Genomic DNA, 15172 nt, shown 5'->3' on the forward strand with positions numbered 1-15172 from the left:
TTCACACGAGTACGAATCGCTCCAGTACCACCTGAGTGTCGTTGTTCACCGAGAAATGTGGATCGCCCAGTTCCTCGCGGACCTCGGCCGAGTGCCAGAATTTTTCGTGTCCTGCTCGCCACTGCGCCACATCGGCGTAACCTTCACCCTCGTCGAGGGCGTGTTGCAGCGAAACATCCTTCAGTGCAACGACATCGACGGCAATGGTTTCGATGGTTCCGACCACGACTCCCGCCGAATCCACCACCGCGCCGCGTTCGCCGACTCGCGGCAGCTCTTCGTCGGTGTACTGCACCAGCAGGCTTGCCGTGCTGGTCTTCGCACCGGACAGCACGGCTGCAACCAGCTTGTCCCGAAGGGGACCCGGGTAGGCGAACTCGACAATCGGTAGATCGGTCACACACCCATCATATTTCGAGGTCGGCCCACACCAGTCGGTGGTCCGAGGGGTGCTCGGCCTGATTGGGCCAGTACACCTGCGAATCGACCACCGTCAGATCGTCCGACGGCAGTACGTAGTCCACCCGAAGGTCACCGGGAGTCGGGTCGGCGAAATCGGCTGTGTCCGTACCGTGTTCAGCCGAGGTAGGTGCAGGATCCTGGACCCGCGGAAGGTCGAGTACCTGCGCGATGGCACCCGCAACCGAATCTCCGTCGACCGGATCGCTGTTCTGGTCACCCAGCATGACGAACGACGCTCCTTCTTCGAGTCCGCCGCGCACGCCCTTGTCGTCGTACAGGTAATCCGCGCCCGAGATGTAGTCGGCACTGAGCCGGATCTCGTCGTGATTGCGTGTGCCGTTGCGGTTCTCGGGTCCGTCGAAGGACGGGGGAGTGGGGTGCGAGGCCAGTACGTGCAGCGTCTTGCCGTTCACGTCGATCGGCACGTCCCAATGCGATTTGCTGGACAGCCGCAGAGCGTCGGACACCTCTCCGTAGTAGTCGCGCGGCAGTAGTGAATCCGGCATGTCCTTCCACAGGAAGTTCTGGAACGTGCGTACCGATTCGGTGTCGATCGGATACTTCGAGTACACGACCATGCCGTACTGGCCTGGGAATTGCCCGAAACCCCAGGCATCGCCCGGACCGCCGAGCGCGCCGTCCATGTCCAGGTCGAGTCCCGAGTCGACGCCGGTGTTCACGGGCGCAGTGAAGGAGTACGGGTACTGCTTGTCCAGGTAGTTGTCGTTGAACAGCCTCACCGCATCGTCACCCGAGTAATCGAACTCGTTGACCAACAACACATCCGGTGAGTTCGCGGAGATCACATCGGCCGCCGCGCGGGCCTGAGCATTCTCGCCCTGCAGGTCGGTCACCAACTGCCCGGCTGCCGATCGATTGAGGCTCGCATTGAACGTCGCGACCCGAATGCTCGACGGTCCCTCGGGGGCCGAGTCCGCAGCGGTTGGATTCACAGGGGAGCAACCGGCGGCCATGAAAGCAAGGGTAACGGTGACGGCTGCGAGTCTCGACATTTTCACAGTCGTCACCGTAGGGACGGCAAGCGAACGTAAGGTTACGAATTAACAAGCAAGCGTGCTTGCTTTTTTCTCGTGCCTTTGTGAAGCTGGACCCATGGCAGACCTCGACACACTCGTCGGCGACCTCCGTGCCGAGGGCGACGACCTCGATGCGCTCGTCGCAGAATTGACATCAGAGCAGTGGGCGGCACCGACACCGGCCGAGGGCTGGACGATCGCACACCAGATCGCACATCTGTCCTGGACCGACCACGTGGCCGAGCGCACCACGTCCGCGGCATCGGGCGATACCGCGGCCAAGGAGGAGTTCGCTCTCACTCTGAAGACAGCGTGGGAGAACCCCACCGGTTTTGTCGACGAGGCTGCGGAGGAAGAAGCCCGCAATCCCGAACTACTGAGCATTTGGCGTACCCGACGCCACGCCATGACCGATGCTCTGGTCCAGGTGCCGGCCGGAATCAAGATCGACTGGTTCGGACCGCCGATGAGTGCCGCGTCCATGGCGACCGCGCGGCTGATGGAGACCTGGGCCCACGGCCAGGATGTCGCCGACGCACTGGGCGTCTCACGCCTGCCCACCGACCGAATCCGCGGCGTCGCTCATATCGGTGTGCGTACGAGAGATTTCGCCTACGCGGTCAATGAGCAGACCCCTCCTGCCGATCCGTTCCGCATCGAGCTCACCGCGCCCTCGGGTGAGCTGTGGTCCTGGGGCCCCGAAGACGCCGCCCAACGCGTGAGCGGATCGGCGCTCGACTTCTGCCTCCTCGTGACCCAGCGCGCTCATCGCGACAACCTCGACATCAGTGCCGAGGGACCAGACGCCGCGCACTGGCTCACCATCGCCCAAGCCTTCGCAGGCCCTCCAGGATCGGGACGAGTGAAAGCATGACCGTACGAATCGGCAACTGTTCGGGCTTCTACGGAGACCGCCTGTCGGCCATGCGCGAGATGCTCGAGGGCGGCGAACTCGACTACCTCACCGGTGATTACCTCGCCGAGCTCACGATGCTCATCCTCGGCCGCGACCGGATGAAGGATGCGACCCGTGGCTACGCCAAAACCTTTCTGCGCCAGGCCGAGGACTGCCTGGGACTGGCACTGGACAAAGGTGTCAAGATCGTCGCCAACGCCGGTGGTCTGAATCCACGTGGCTTGGCCGAGGCGCTGGAGAAGCTCGACTCCGGTGCCAAAATCGCGTACGTCGATGGCGACGACCTTCTCGGCAGGGCGGCCGAACTAGGCCTCGGCAATCCGCTGACCGCAAATGCCTACCTCGGCGCGTGGGGCATCGTGGAATGCCTGAACTCCGGTGCTGACGTCGTGGTCACCGGGCGCGTCACCGATGCCAGCGTGATCGTGGGACCCGCTGCGGCGCACTTCGGTTGGACGCCGACCGATTACGACGCCCTGGCCGGAGCCGTGATCGCCGGGCACGTCATCGAATGCGGAACCCAGGCGACCGGCGGCAACTACTCCTTCTTCACCGAGATCGCAGACATGTCTCGACCAGGCTTCCCCATCGCCGAGATCGAGTCCGACGGGTCGTCCGTCATCACCAAGCACGAGGGCACCGGTGGGGCTGTCAGCGTCGGCACAGTGACCGCTCAGCTGCTGTACGAAATCACCGGCGGCCGCTACGCGAACCCCGACGTCACCGCACGGATCGACTCAGCGATCCTCACGCAGGAATCCAGCGATCGGGTGTCCATCACCGGCGTGACCGGCGAAGCGCCGCCGCCCACCTACAAGGTCTCGCTCAATGCGCTCGGCGGCTTCCGCAACGAATTCACGATGGTGCTCACCGGCCTCGACATCGAGGCCAAAGCGGCACTGGCACAACGTCAATTCGAGTCCTGGCTCGCGGCCCGTCCCACCGAGTTGGACTGGACCCTGGTACGTACCGACAAGCCGGACGCCGAGACGGAAGAGACGGCCAGCGCCTTGCTGCGCTGCGTGGCCCGCGACAGCAACCCCGACGCCGTCGGACGTCAGTTCTCTGCGGTTGCAGTCGAACTCGCACTGGCCAGCTACCCCGGATTCTCGGTGACCGCACCGCCGGGAAACGGAGCGCCGTACGGAGTGTTCACGGCAGGTTTCGTCGACGCGGCCCAGGTGCCGCACGTTGCGCATCTCGCCGACGGCACCGAAAGCGCCATCGCACCGTCGACGGACACGCGGGCGTTGGAAGCCCTCGATGAACCGACACTCCCAGCACCGAGAGCAGACGAAGCGACCATCCGGCTTCCGCTCGGAACCATCGCCGCGGCCCGGAGCGGCGACAAGGGCGGCAATGCCAACGTCGGAGTCTGGGTCCGCACCGACGACGAATTCTCCTGGCTCGTCCACGCATTGACGGTCGAGGCCCTGAAGAAGATGTTGCCCGAGGCCGACAAGCTCACCGTCACCCGGCACGTGCTGCCGAATCTGCGGGCCGTGAACTTCGTCATCGAGGGCATCCTCGGCCGAGGCGTGGCATCGCAGGCCAGGTTCGATCCACAGGCCAAGGGGCTCGGTGAATGGCTGCGGTCGCGGCACATCGACATTCCCGAAACGATTGCTTACAAAGGAGAACTCGGATGAGTATCTGGACTACGCCCGAGCGTCAGCAGCTTCGCAAGACCGTCCGTAGCTTCGTCGAGCAGGACATTGCGCCGCACATGAATCAGTGGGAGGCCGACGGCGAGATCCCGCGCGATCTGCACAAGAAGGCGGCAGCTCTCGGTTTGATCGGTGCCGGCTTTCCCGAGGAGGTCGGCGGGGACGGTGGAGATCTGGCCGACGCGGTCGTGATCTGCGAGGAGATGCATCAGGCCGGTGCGTCCGGCGGGCTTTTCGCGTCGCTGTTCACCAGCGGAATCGCGTTGCCCCACTTGGTTGCAGCCGGCGACGCCGACCAGATCGAGAAGTGGGTGCGGCCCACGCTGGCCGGCGAGAAGATCGGATCGCTCGCGATCACCGAGCCGGGCGGTGGTTCCGACGTCGGCCACCTCAGGACGAAGGCTGTCAGGGATGGCGAGCACTACGTCGTCAACGGATCGAAGACGTACATCACCTCGGGGTGCCGAGCCGATTTTGTCGTCACCGCGGTTCGCACCGGTGGCGACGGTGCCGCCGGCGTCTCGCTGCTCGTCATCGAGAAGGGCACACCCGGGTTCGAGGTCACCAGCAAGCTCGACAAGATGGGATGGCGCGCATCCGATACCGCTGAGCTCTCGTTCGTCGACGCTCGCGTGCCGGTGAGCAACCTGGTCGGTGCCGAGAACAGTGGCTTCGCGCAGATCGCGCAGGCGTTTCTCACCGAGCGCATCGCCCTCGCCGCCCAGGCCTACGCCAGTGCGCAACGGTGCCTCGATCTCACTCTGCAGTGGGTCCGCGATCGAGAGACATTCGGAAAGCCGCTCATCGCACGGCAATCCGTACAGAACACCGTCACCGAGATGGCGCGGAAGATCGATATCGCGCGCGTCTACACCCGCTCCCTCGTCGAGCGGTCCATGCAGGAGAACCAGGACTTCATCGCCGAGGTCTGCTTCGCGAAGAACACCGCCGTCGAGTCCGGAGAGTGGGTCGCCAATCAGGCGGTACAACTCTTCGGTGGACTCGGCTACATGCGCGAGAGCGAAGTCGAGCGTCAGTACCGCGACATGCGCATCCTCGGTATCGGCGGCGGGACCACCGAGATTCTCACCGGACTGGCAGCAAAACGATTGGGGTATCAGGCATGAGCGTGCTCAAGTCCACCCTCGACACCGCATCGGAACAGTTCACCGGTGCCACCGAGGCCATGAACACCAAACTCGCCGAGATCGACGCCGAACACGGCAAGGCTCTCCTCGGCGGCGGCGAAAAGTACGTGGCGCGGCACAAGAAGCGCGGCAAGCTACTTGCCCGCGAGCGTATCGAGCTGTTGATCGACGAGGACTCCGCGTTTCTCGAACTCTGCCCACTTGCAGCCTGGGGCAGCGACTTTCCTGTCGGGGCCAGCACCGTCATGGGCATCGGCGTCGTGTGCGGAGTCGAATGCCTCATCGTCGCCAACGATCCGACGGTCCGCGGTGGAGCCAGCAACCCGTGGACTCTCAAGAAGGGGTTCCGCGGTAACGACATAGCGACCCAGAACCGACTGCCCGTGATCTCCCTGGTCGAATCCGGCGGTGCCGATCTGCCGACCCAGAAGGAGGTGTTCATCCCCGGCGGACGCATGTTCCGCGACCTGACGCAGCTGTCGGCGGCGGGCATTCCCACGATCGCGTTGGTGTTCGGTAACTCCACTGCCGGCGGCGCATACATTCCCGGGATGTCCGATCACGTGGTCATGATCAAGGAACAATCCAAAGTGTTCCTCGCCGGCCCGCCGCTGGTGAAGATGGCCACCGGCGAGGACTCGGACGACGAGTCGCTCGGCGGGGCCGAGATGCACGCCCGAAAGTCTGGTCTCGCAGACTATTTCGCCGTCGACGAACAGGATGCCATCCGTATCGGACGCAGCATCGTCTCCCGGTTGAACTGGAAGAAGAAGGGCTCGGAGCCGCGCGCCGAGATCATCGAGCCGCTGGCCGACCCCGAGGATCTGCTCGGCATCGTCCCCACCGACCTGAAGATCCCGTTCGACCCCCGCGAGGTGATCGCCCGCATCGTCGACGGCTCCGATTTCGACGAGTTCAAGCCCATGTACGGCGGCTCGCTCGTCACCGGATGGGCCGAGCTGCACGGCTATCCCATCGGCATCCTGGCCAATGCACGCGGTGTGCTGTTCAGCGAGGAATCGCAGAAGGCGACGCAGTTCATCCAGCTCGCCAACCGGTCGAACACGCCACTGTTGTTCCTGCACAACACCACCGGTTACATGGTCGGCAAGGAATACGAGGAAGGCGGGATGATCAAGCACGGCTCGATGATGATCAACGCCGTCTCCAACTCGACGGTTCCGCACATCTCGATCCTGCTCGGTGCGTCCTACGGTGCCGGTCACTACGGAATGTGCGGCCGCGCCTTCGACCCGCGATTCCTGTTCGCCTGGCCGTCGAGCAAATCCGCCGTCATGGGCGGCGCGCAACTCGCCGGTGTCATCTCCATCGTCGGACGCGCCGCCGCCGAGGCCCGGGGCCAGGCTTTCGACGCGGAGGCCGATGCCGGAATGCGCGCGATGATCGAGGCGCAGATCGAAGCCGAGTCGCTACCCATGTTCCTCTCCGGACGCCTGTACGACGACGGCGTCATCGACCCTCGTGATACCCGCACGGTAGTGGGAATGTGCCTGTCGGCCATCGCCTCTGCCCCGATCGAAGGCACCGCCAACTTCGGTGTCTTCCGGATGTGAAGCCATGACCGTATCGTCCGTCCTCGTAGCCAACCGCGGCGAGATCGCCCGCCGCGTCTTCACCACCTGCCGCGCCGAAGGCATCGACACCGTCGCGGTGTTCTCCGACGCAGACGCCAATTCCCCGCACGTGCGCGAGGCGGACTCCGCTGTGCGCCTACCCGGCAACAGCTCGTCCGAGACCTATCTTCGTGGCGAGCTCGTCATCGCAGCGGCGGTACAGGCCGGGGCCGACGCTGTGCATCCGGGATACGGATTCCTCTCCGAGAACGCGGAATTCGCCCGACAGGTCCTCGACGCCGGTTTGACGTGGATCGGGCCGCCCGTCAAGGCCATCGAGCTGATGGGCTCGAAGGTCGAGTCCAAGAAGATGATGGCCGACGCCGGAGTGCCGGTACTGACGCAGCTCGATCCCGAGTCCGTCACCGAGAACGAACTCCCGGTGTTGATCAAGGCCTCCGCTGGTGGCGGTGGTCGCGGCATGCGGATCGTGCGCAGCCTCGACACGCTGCAGTCCGAAATCGAAGCTGCGGGGCGAGAAGCGCTGTCGGCGTTCGGTGACGGAACGGTGTTCGTCGAGCGCTACATCGAGACCGGCCGACACATCGAAGTTCAGGTCATGGCCGACCGGTTCGGCACCGTGTGGACAGTGGGCGAGCGTGAATGCTCGATCCAACGTCGTCACCAGAAGGTCGTCGAAGAAGCGCCGTCACCGCTCGTCGAACGCATCGATGGTATGCGCGAGAAACTCTTCGATGCAGCAACACTCGCCACCGAGGCCATCGGCTACGAAGGTGCGGGCACCGTCGAATTCCTCGCCGACGAGAAGGGCAACTTCTTCTTCCTCGAGATGAACACTCGTCTGCAGGTGGAGCACCCGGTCACCGAATGCACGACGGGTCTGGATCTGGTGGCGCTGCAGATTCGGGTGGCGGCGGGGGAGCGGTTGCCCGCCGAGCAGCCGGCGGCGCGCGGACACTCCATCGAAGTTCGCCTCTATGCGGAGGATCCGGCCCAGGACTGGCAGCCGCAGAGCGGTGCCGTACACCGCTTCGAAATCCCTGGCGCGCAGTTCGAGGTTCTCGCGAAGGCTGGAATCAGAGTCGATTCCGGCGTCGAGTCCGGCAGTGTGGTGAGCACGCATTACGACCCGATGCTCGCGAAGGTCATCTCGTTCGCACCGACGCGAGACCAGGCGGCGAATCTGCTGGCCAAAGCGTTGCAGCGAGCCACCATTCACGGACTGAAGACCAACCGAGATCTGCTGGTCAACATCCTGCGGCACCCGTCGTTTCTGGCCGGCGACACCGACACCGCATTCTTCGATACCCACGGCCTCGATGTGCTGTCGCTACCGATCGCGCAGGGTCGCGGCATGGAGCTGTCGTCGCTCGCCGCAGCGCTCGCGGACGCGGCGCACAACACGGCGCAGGCACGTGTGAACCGTGGACTGCCCGGCGGCTGGCGCAACCTCCGGTCGCAGCCGCAGCGAAAAACCTACGACGACAGAACGGTCGAATACTCGATCGGACGCAGTGGCCTGACTTCCTCGGTGGGCGGTGTCTCGCTGGACAGCGTCGAACTCGTCGAGTACGCACCCACATCGGTGACGCTCGACGACAACGGAATTCGTCGCATCTTCGAGGTGCACAGCTACGGTTCGGACGTGTTCGTCGATTCTGCGCTCGGGCCGGTCCGTCTGGTCCGGGCACCGCGGTTCACCGACCCCACCGACGAGGTGGCTGCGGGGTCGCTGCTGGCTCCGATGCCGGGCAGCGTCATCAGAATCGCTGCTGCGCAGGGCGATACCGTCATCGCCGGTCAACCGATCCTGTGGCTCGAGGCGATGAAGATGGAACACACAGTGACCGCACCTGCAGATGGTGTGCTCACCGAATTGAACGTCACAGAAGGTCAGCAAGTCGAAGTCGGTGCTGTTCTTGCCGTGGTCACAGAAAAGGGAGCGGAGCAATCATGAGTTTCATCGAGACCGAAGAGCAGAAGGGGCTGCGCAACGCAGTCTCGTCGCTGGGCAAGCGCTACAACTACATCGACTACGTTCTGCCCAAAGCGCGCAAGGGTGAGCCACTGACCGAACTGTGGAACGAGGCAGGCAAGCTTGGGTTCCTCGGCGTCAATCTGCCCGAGGAATACGGCGGTGGCGGCGCAGGCATCTACGAGCTCGCGCTCGTTCAGGAAGAGCTTGCTGCGCACGGTGCCGGTCTGCTGCTCGTCGTCGTCAGCCCGGCGATCTGCGGCACCATCATCGGCAAGTACGGCACGGCAGATCAGAAGCAGGAGTGGCTCACCGCTCTGGCCGACGGGTCCAAGATCATGGTCTTCGGGATCACCGAGCCCGACGCCGGATCCAACTCGCATCAGATCACCACTACCGCCCGCCGAGATGGCGACGAGTGGATTCTCAAGGGCAACAAGATCTATATCTCCGGTGTCGACCAGGCCGATGCGGTCTTGATCGTCGCGCGGACAGAGGATTCCAAGACCGGCAAGCTCAAGCCGGCCCTGTTCATCGTGCCCACCGACGCTCCGGGACTGCAGAAGACGCAGATGGAGATGGACATCGTCGAGCCCGATCACCAGTTCGTGCTGTTCCTCGACGACGTCCGGCTGCCCGCCGAGGCGCTCGTCGGTGAGGCCGATGCCGCTCTGATGCAGCTGTTCGCGGGCCTGAACCCCGAACGCATTCTCGGGGCCGCGATGGCCATCGGCATGGGCCGGTACGCCATCGACGCAGCGGTGAAGTATGCCAAGGAGCGCACGGTCTGGAAGACGCCGATCGGTGCGCACCAGGGTCTTTCTCATCCGTTGGCGCAGTGCAAGATCGAGCTCGAGCTCGCCAAGCTGATGATGCAGAAAGCGGCGGTGCTGTACGACTCCGGCGACGATTTCGGAGCGGCCGAGGCTGCGAACATGGCCAAGTACGCTGCCGCCGAGGCCAGCATCAAGGCGCTCGATCAGGCGATCCAGACCCACGGTGGGGCCGGCTTGAGCAGCGAGTACGGATTGGCTGCGATGCTCGGGGCCGCCCGTATCGCCCGTGTGGCTCCGGTGAGCAGGGAGATGATCCTCAACTTCGTGAGCCAGCACTCGCTCGGACTGCCCAGGAGCTACTGATGGCCGTTCTCGTCGAGTCGGGCAAAGACACAGCGTATTTGACGTTGGATTCGCCGCAGAACCGAAACGCGCTGTCGTCGGTGTTGGTCGAGGAGCTGACAGCGGGCCTCATCGCTGCGGCGCACGACGACGACGTCAGAACGATCGTGCTCGGCCACACCGGCACCACGTTCTGTGCCGGAGCCGACCTCCGAGAAGCCGGATCGTCACCGGAGCTGCGCACCCGGCAGATGCTCGACCTGATGCGGTTGATCATCGACACCCCTAAACCCGTCGTCGTGCAGATCGAAGGGCATGTGCGCGCAGGTGGAATGGGGCTCGTCGCGGCCTGCGATATTGCGGTCGCCGGACCCCAGAGTTCGTTCGCGCTGACGGAGGTTCGCCTCGGCCTGGCGGCATCGGTCATCTCCGTTGCTGTGCTGCCGCGGCTTTCGTCTCGTGCGGCGAGTCGCTACTTCCTCACCGGGGAGACGTTCGACGGTGCTACCGCCGAGGCGATCGGTCTGGTCACCGTGGCCGACGCCGTTCCCGCGGCAGCGGTGGCCGACTACATGATCATGTTTCGGAAGTGTTCGCCGCAGGGCCTGGCCGAGTCCAAACAGCTCACCACCGCGGCGATCCGACGCGAGATCGACGAGCGAGGGACGGCAGTTGCCGAGCAATCGGCCAGGTTGTTTGCATCGGACGAGGCCCGAGAGGGGATGATGTCCTTTCTGGAGAAGAGACCTCCGTCCTGGGCGGTCGAAAAGTAGGTCGAGAAGGAGCAGGGAGATGGTGATGGCGCGCGAACCCAAGCAGGACCGCAGCAGGGTGACGCGCCAGCGACTGCTCGAGGCGACGATCGACTCGCTCGCCGAGCAGGGCTGGGTCGCAACGACGGTCGGTGTCGTCGCCGAGCGCGCCGGGGTCTCGCGCGGTGCGACCCAACACCATTTCCCGACGCGTGAGGACCTCATCACCGGTGCCCTCGAGTACATGTTCGACACTCGTATGGACGACGCGCGGCGCGAAGCACAGGACATTCCGCCGGGGCCGGGGCGGACGAAGCTCGTCGTGGAGCGGCTCGTCGAGTACTACACCGGCCCGATGTTCAAAGCCGCACTGCAGGTGTGGACGGCCGCCTCGGCCGATCCCGAGTTGCGCGATCGAATAGTGCCCCTCGAAGAACGGTTCGGTCGCCGTGCCCACCAGATGGCCGTCGAGAACCTCGGGGTCGACGACAACGACCCCGTGACCCACCGCCTCGTGCAGGCGACGCTCGACCTCGCCCGTGGTCTCGGACTCGCCGATGTCCTCACCGACGACGCGCGTCGACGCGTCGAAATCGTCCGCACGTGGGCCGATGTTCTCGACGCATCGCTGGGCGCGAGGCACTCCGTCGTCGCCGGTTCGGTAGCTGGGTAGAACTCACAGGCTCTGCAGCACCGACGAACCTGTGCTTGAGTCTGGCGGGTGACTTCCGATATCGCACGCGTGCACCGCGGCCACATCTTTCACGTTGCAGGCTCGCCCACCGTGACGGACGCCGCAACCGCGCTGGTGTCGATTCCCGACGGTGCCCTTGTCGTCGGCGACGACGGCATCATCGAGTTCTGCGGTGAGTTCGATTCTCTCCCAAGCCGATTCGCAGACGTGGCGGTTGCCGATCATCGACCGGGGTTTCTGCTGCCTGGATTCGTCGACACCCACATTCACTTTCCGCAGACCTACGCCGGCGATTCCTACGGCGGCGGTCAGCTTCTCGAATGGCTGAACACGTGCATCTTCCCGTCCGAGTCTCGCTTTGCCGATCCAGAGTTCGCCGCGGCGGCGGCCAGAAACTTCTGCGCCGCACGCATCCGGGCCGGGACCACGCAGGCGATGGTGTTCGGGTCGGCATTTCCACACGCACAGGATTCGCTGTTCTCCGAGACGCTCGAGCACGGATTGCGCATCGTCAGTGGCCGCGGTGTGCAGACCACCGGCCCGGCTTCGGCACAGGCGTTGATCACGGGTGAGGACGAGGCCATCCGTCTGGTGTCGGAGGAGATCGAGAAGTGGCACGCCGCCGATACCGGCGACGTCGACACGGCGATGCTGCACGTGGCCGTCGTACCGAGGTTCTCGCTCTCGGTGACGGCCGAGACGCTGAAGAACCTCGGCGAGCTCTACGACTCGGTGCGCGACCGCGGCGTCTACTTCCACACGCACCTCAACGAGAACAATCGGCCGGGCACGGGGGAGATCGACGCCACCAAGAATGCCTACGGGGTCGATACCTACCTCGACACCTACGACGGCAAGTTTCTGCCGGGCTCGCAGGTCGGCGGCAAGAGCTTTCTCGGCAGGCGAACCATTCTGGCGCACGCGGTTCACTGCCAGGACGTCGAACTGGAGCGGATGGCCCAGACCGGCACCTCCATCGCGCACTGTCCTACCTCGCAACAGTTTCTGGGCTCGGGCACGATGCCGTGGAAGCGAACCGTCGCCGCAGGAGTGAACATCGCCATCGGCTCGGACTTCGGCGGCGGTGACGAATGGTTGCTACCGCAGGTGCTCGCCGACGCCTTCAAGGTGCACATCTCCGAGGCCGGGGACGACGGGTTGTCGCTGCACCCGGCGGAACTGCTGTTCACCGGGACTCTCGCCGGGGCGCGCGCCCTGGACATGGAGAACCGGATCGGCAATTTCGACACCGGCAAGGAAGCTGATTTTGTCGTCGTCGATCCGTCCGCGTGGCCGCAGTTGGCTTCAGCGATCGACCACGGTGTTCGCGCCGACGATGCCGAACTGGCCCGAGACCAGACCCTGTTCGCCCTGCTGCTGGCGATGCGCGAGCCTGCCATCGTCGGCGTGTACGTGCAGGGACGCGCTGTGCACGGCACATGACTGGAATGCCCTCCGATTGATAGGTTCAGTGCGGCGTCGAACTGCTGTAAACGTCGAACTGCAGGATCGGACAACACGCGAAGGACCGCATGAAGCGAGTGGCACTGGTGATCACCGCAGTCGCCGCGCTGGTCGCGGGCTGCGGTGGTTCCGATACCGACGCCGCCGATGCCTCGACCGAGGCAGCGACGACGACCACCGGGGCGTACGAGCCCGGTCCGTTCTTCGGTGAATGCGGCTCGATCACCGACGCCGAGGTGCAATCGGCGTTCGGAGCCGGCCCGTTCTCCCAGATCACCCGCAACTCCGTCGGCTGCCAGTGGGAGACCGTGGTCTTCAGTGGTCCGAGCGTCAGCTTCTCCTGGTACCGAGGCAGCCCGATCGGACGTGAACGCGCAGGCTCCGAGCTGATCGGCCGTCCGGCCAAGGACATCGAGATCGACGGCAACCCCGGGTTCGAGGCCGAGCAGGGCACGCTGTGCGAGATCGGCGTCCAGTTCGGCGACGACTTCTTTCATTGGTCCATCACGTACTCCGACCAACCCGCCGCGCGCCCGCCCTGCGACGTCGGAAACGAGCTCGCACAGCTGACGGTGGAGCGCAAGCAATGACGCGCAGACAAGTGATCGCGGCGGCGTCGACCCTGTTGCTCGTCGCCGGATGCGCCCAGACGGTCGAGGGCACGCCGCGGCCGGCGAGCTTCGCCGGCTCGGGTAGTCAAGAATTCACCAAGTTGTTGACCGAGTGTGATGCCGTCTCCGACGACCAGATCGTGGACGCCACCGGTGCCGAAGACATCGCGCGCGGCTTCTTCGGGGCCATCTGCCGATGGGATCTGATCGGCTCCGCGGGCACGGTGAAGGTGACGTTCAACTGGTTCGAGTCCGGCACCCTCGCTGCCGAGCGGGCCGCCGACGAGAAGATGATGTACACCGTCAGCGACACAACAGTGCAGGGCCGCAAGGCAATACAGGCCCAGCGTCCGAACGATTCCGCGTCGTGCGGAGTCTCGGCCGGTGCAGATCAGGCGGGCATCTTCGGGTGGTGGGTGCAGTATCAGCCGGATGTCGCGCACCCCGATCCCTGCCAGGCCGCGGCGAAGCTGGCCGACCTCACACTCAACCTGAGCAGATAGGTTGCGTACCGGGCGAAGGGTGTTTTGACCCGAGGCCGCGCCGCCGGGTATCGTTATGGGTCGTGTCCGGCCTGGCCGGACCGTTTGTGTGCCTATGCGAGGTACAGCCGTGCGCACGTTCGATCGAAGAGCGCGCAACCGGCTGGACGTGTGGGGGTATGCGACACACCCGACCGCGGGGTGCAAGAGACCCGCGATAGCAGTACTGGAGCAGCAGCAGTACCGGGTGAGGAGCAGTGTTCTCTTGCTCCAACTGCTAGATCCCTGTTTATCGACACGAAGAAAGCCGGTTTATGCCAACGATCAACCAGCTGGTCCGTAAGGGTCGCACCGACAAGGTTGCGAAACTGAAGACCGCTGCCCTCAAGGGCAGTCCACAGCGCCGTGGCGTGTGCACTCGCGTGTACACCACCACCCCCAAGAAGCCGAACTCCGCTCTCCGTAAGGTCGCGCGTGTTCGCCTGACCTCCTCGGTCGAGGTCACCGCATACATCCCCGGTGAGGGTCACAACCTGCAGGAGCACTCGATGGTGCTCGTTCGCGGCGGTCGTGTGAAGGACCTCCCGGGTGTGCGTTACAAGATCATCCGCGGCTCGCTCGACACCCAGGGTGTCAAGAACCGCAAGCAGGCTCGCAGCCGCTACGGAGCCAAGAAGGAGAAGAGCTGATATGCCACGCAAGGGCCCAGCACCCAAGCGGCCGCTGATCAACGACCCGGTCTACGGATCGCCGTTGGTCACGCAGCTCGTCAACAAGATCCTCCTCGACGGCAAGAAGTCGACCGCAGAGCGCATCGTCTACCAGGCGCTCGAGCAGGCTCGCGAGAAGACCGGCACCGACCCCGTCGTCACGCTCAAGCGTGCACTCGACAACGTCAAGCCGGCCCTCGAGGTTCGCAGCCGTCGCGTCGGTGGTGCCACCTACCAGGTGCCCGTCGAGGTTCGTCCCGGCCGCTCCACCACGCTGGCACTGCGCTGGCTGGTCACGTTCTCGCGCGCTCGTCGTGAGAAGACCATGGTCGAGCGTCTGGCGAACGAGTTGCTCGACGCCAGCAACGGCCTCGGTGCCGCTGTGAAGCGTCGCGAGGACACTCACAAGATGGCCGAAGCCAACAAGGCGTTCGCCCACTACCGCTGGTGATCTCCTCGCTCGGGCGGTATTCGGAACTATCCGATACCGCCGGAGCGTTGATCAGCTCAGGCAATACCTCTTCCAACACCAAGGCGGGTT

15 protein-coding genes are annotated in these 15172 nt (G+C 64.5%); 13 read left to right on the top strand and 2 right to left on the bottom strand.

Translation table 11 applies throughout. The features are described from left to right. Position 1: 1 nt before the first annotated feature. Both CH286_RS15020 and CH286_RS15025 read right to left on the bottom strand, forming a co-directional pair. Entirely contained in the window at positions 2–400 is a 399-nt protein-coding gene (locus CH286_RS15020; protein WP_094609567.1) for an ASCH domain-containing protein, read from the bottom strand. A gap of 7 nt (positions 401–407) precedes the next feature. Continuing rightward, positions 408–1475: an endonuclease/exonuclease/phosphatase family protein gene (locus tag CH286_RS15025; protein ID WP_094609568.1), complete on the bottom strand. Its 1068-nt coding sequence runs from the start codon at positions 1473–1475 to the stop codon at positions 408–410. Between the two features lie 100 nt (positions 1476–1575). On the opposite strand from CH286_RS15025, the gene CH286_RS15030 reads away from it, so the two are divergent. The 13 genes from CH286_RS15030 to rpsG all read left to right on the top strand — a co-directional run bounded on the left by CH286_RS15030 (position 1576) and on the right by rpsG (position 15082). Further along, positions 1576–2373, top strand: a complete 798-nt coding sequence (locus CH286_RS15030) for a TIGR03084 family metal-binding protein (RefSeq protein ID WP_094609569.1) — start codon at positions 1576–1578, stop codon at positions 2371–2373. Continuing rightward, positions 2370–4064 carry an acyclic terpene utilization AtuA family protein gene (locus tag CH286_RS15035; RefSeq protein ID WP_037153570.1) on the top strand — a complete coding sequence of 565 codons (1695 nt, stop codon included), beginning with the start codon at positions 2370–2372 and terminating at the stop codon, positions 4062–4064. The genes CH286_RS15030 and CH286_RS15035 overlap by 4 nt, the downstream gene beginning before the upstream one ends. Next, a complete protein-coding gene (locus tag CH286_RS15040) occupies positions 4061–5209 on the top strand; it encodes an acyl-CoA dehydrogenase family protein (protein WP_032401973.1) in 1149 nt (382 codons plus the stop codon). Before CH286_RS15035 ends, CH286_RS15040 begins: the two co-directional genes overlap by 4 nt. Continuing rightward, a complete protein-coding gene (locus tag CH286_RS15045; protein ID WP_094609570.1) occupies positions 5206–6804 on the top strand; it encodes an acyl-CoA carboxylase subunit beta in 1599 nt (532 codons plus the stop codon). The genes CH286_RS15040 and CH286_RS15045 overlap by 4 nt, the downstream gene beginning before the upstream one ends. A gap of 4 nt (positions 6805–6808) precedes the next feature. After that, the gene (locus tag CH286_RS15050; RefSeq protein ID WP_094609571.1) at positions 6809–8782 is read left to right on the top strand and encodes an acetyl/propionyl/methylcrotonyl-CoA carboxylase subunit alpha; all 1974 of its coding nucleotides are present in this window, start codon (positions 6809–6811) and stop codon (positions 8780–8782) included. Beyond that, positions 8779–9939 carry an acyl-CoA dehydrogenase family protein gene (locus CH286_RS15055; RefSeq protein ID WP_032401976.1) on the top strand — a complete coding sequence of 387 codons (1161 nt, stop codon included), beginning with the start codon at positions 8779–8781 and terminating at the stop codon, positions 9937–9939. Before CH286_RS15050 ends, CH286_RS15055 begins: the two co-directional genes overlap by 4 nt. Further along, on the top strand, positions 9939–10691 hold the full coding sequence (locus CH286_RS15060) for an enoyl-CoA hydratase family protein (RefSeq protein WP_094609572.1): 753 nt from the start codon (positions 9939–9941) through the stop codon (positions 10689–10691). Before CH286_RS15055 ends, CH286_RS15060 begins: the two co-directional genes overlap by 1 nt. Positions 10692–10716: 25 nt before the next feature. Continuing rightward, positions 10717–11343, top strand: coding sequence for a TetR/AcrR family transcriptional regulator (locus CH286_RS15065; RefSeq protein ID WP_032380839.1), 627 nt, complete (start codon positions 10717–10719; stop codon positions 11341–11343). Between the two features lie 60 nt (positions 11344–11403). Beyond that, positions 11404–12807, top strand: coding sequence for a guanine deaminase (locus CH286_RS15070; protein WP_094609644.1), 1404 nt, complete (start codon positions 11404–11406; stop codon positions 12805–12807). An 89-nt stretch (positions 12808–12896) separates the two neighbouring features. Next, positions 12897–13418, top strand: a complete 522-nt coding sequence (locus tag CH286_RS15075; protein WP_094609573.1) for a DUF3558 domain-containing protein — start codon at positions 12897–12899, stop codon at positions 13416–13418. Next, entirely contained in the window at positions 13415–13942 is a 528-nt protein-coding gene (locus tag CH286_RS15080; protein ID WP_037153558.1) for a DUF3558 domain-containing protein, read from the top strand. Before CH286_RS15075 ends, CH286_RS15080 begins: the two co-directional genes overlap by 4 nt. A 293-nt stretch (positions 13943–14235) precedes the next feature. Beyond that, positions 14236–14610: a 30S ribosomal protein S12 gene (gene rpsL / locus CH286_RS15085; RefSeq protein WP_008714048.1), complete on the top strand. Its 375-nt coding sequence runs from the start codon at positions 14236–14238 to the stop codon at positions 14608–14610. A 1-nt stretch (position 14611) separates the two neighbouring features. Next, positions 14612–15082, top strand: a complete 471-nt coding sequence (gene rpsG, locus CH286_RS15090; protein ID WP_003941856.1) for a 30S ribosomal protein S7 — start codon at positions 14612–14614, stop codon at positions 15080–15082. The last annotated feature ends 90 nt before the right edge of the window (positions 15083–15172 follow it).

This window comes from Rhodococcus sp. WWJCD1 (genome assembly GCF_002258735.1).
Classification (GTDB): domain Bacteria; phylum Actinomycetota; class Actinomycetes; order Mycobacteriales; family Mycobacteriaceae; genus Rhodococcoides.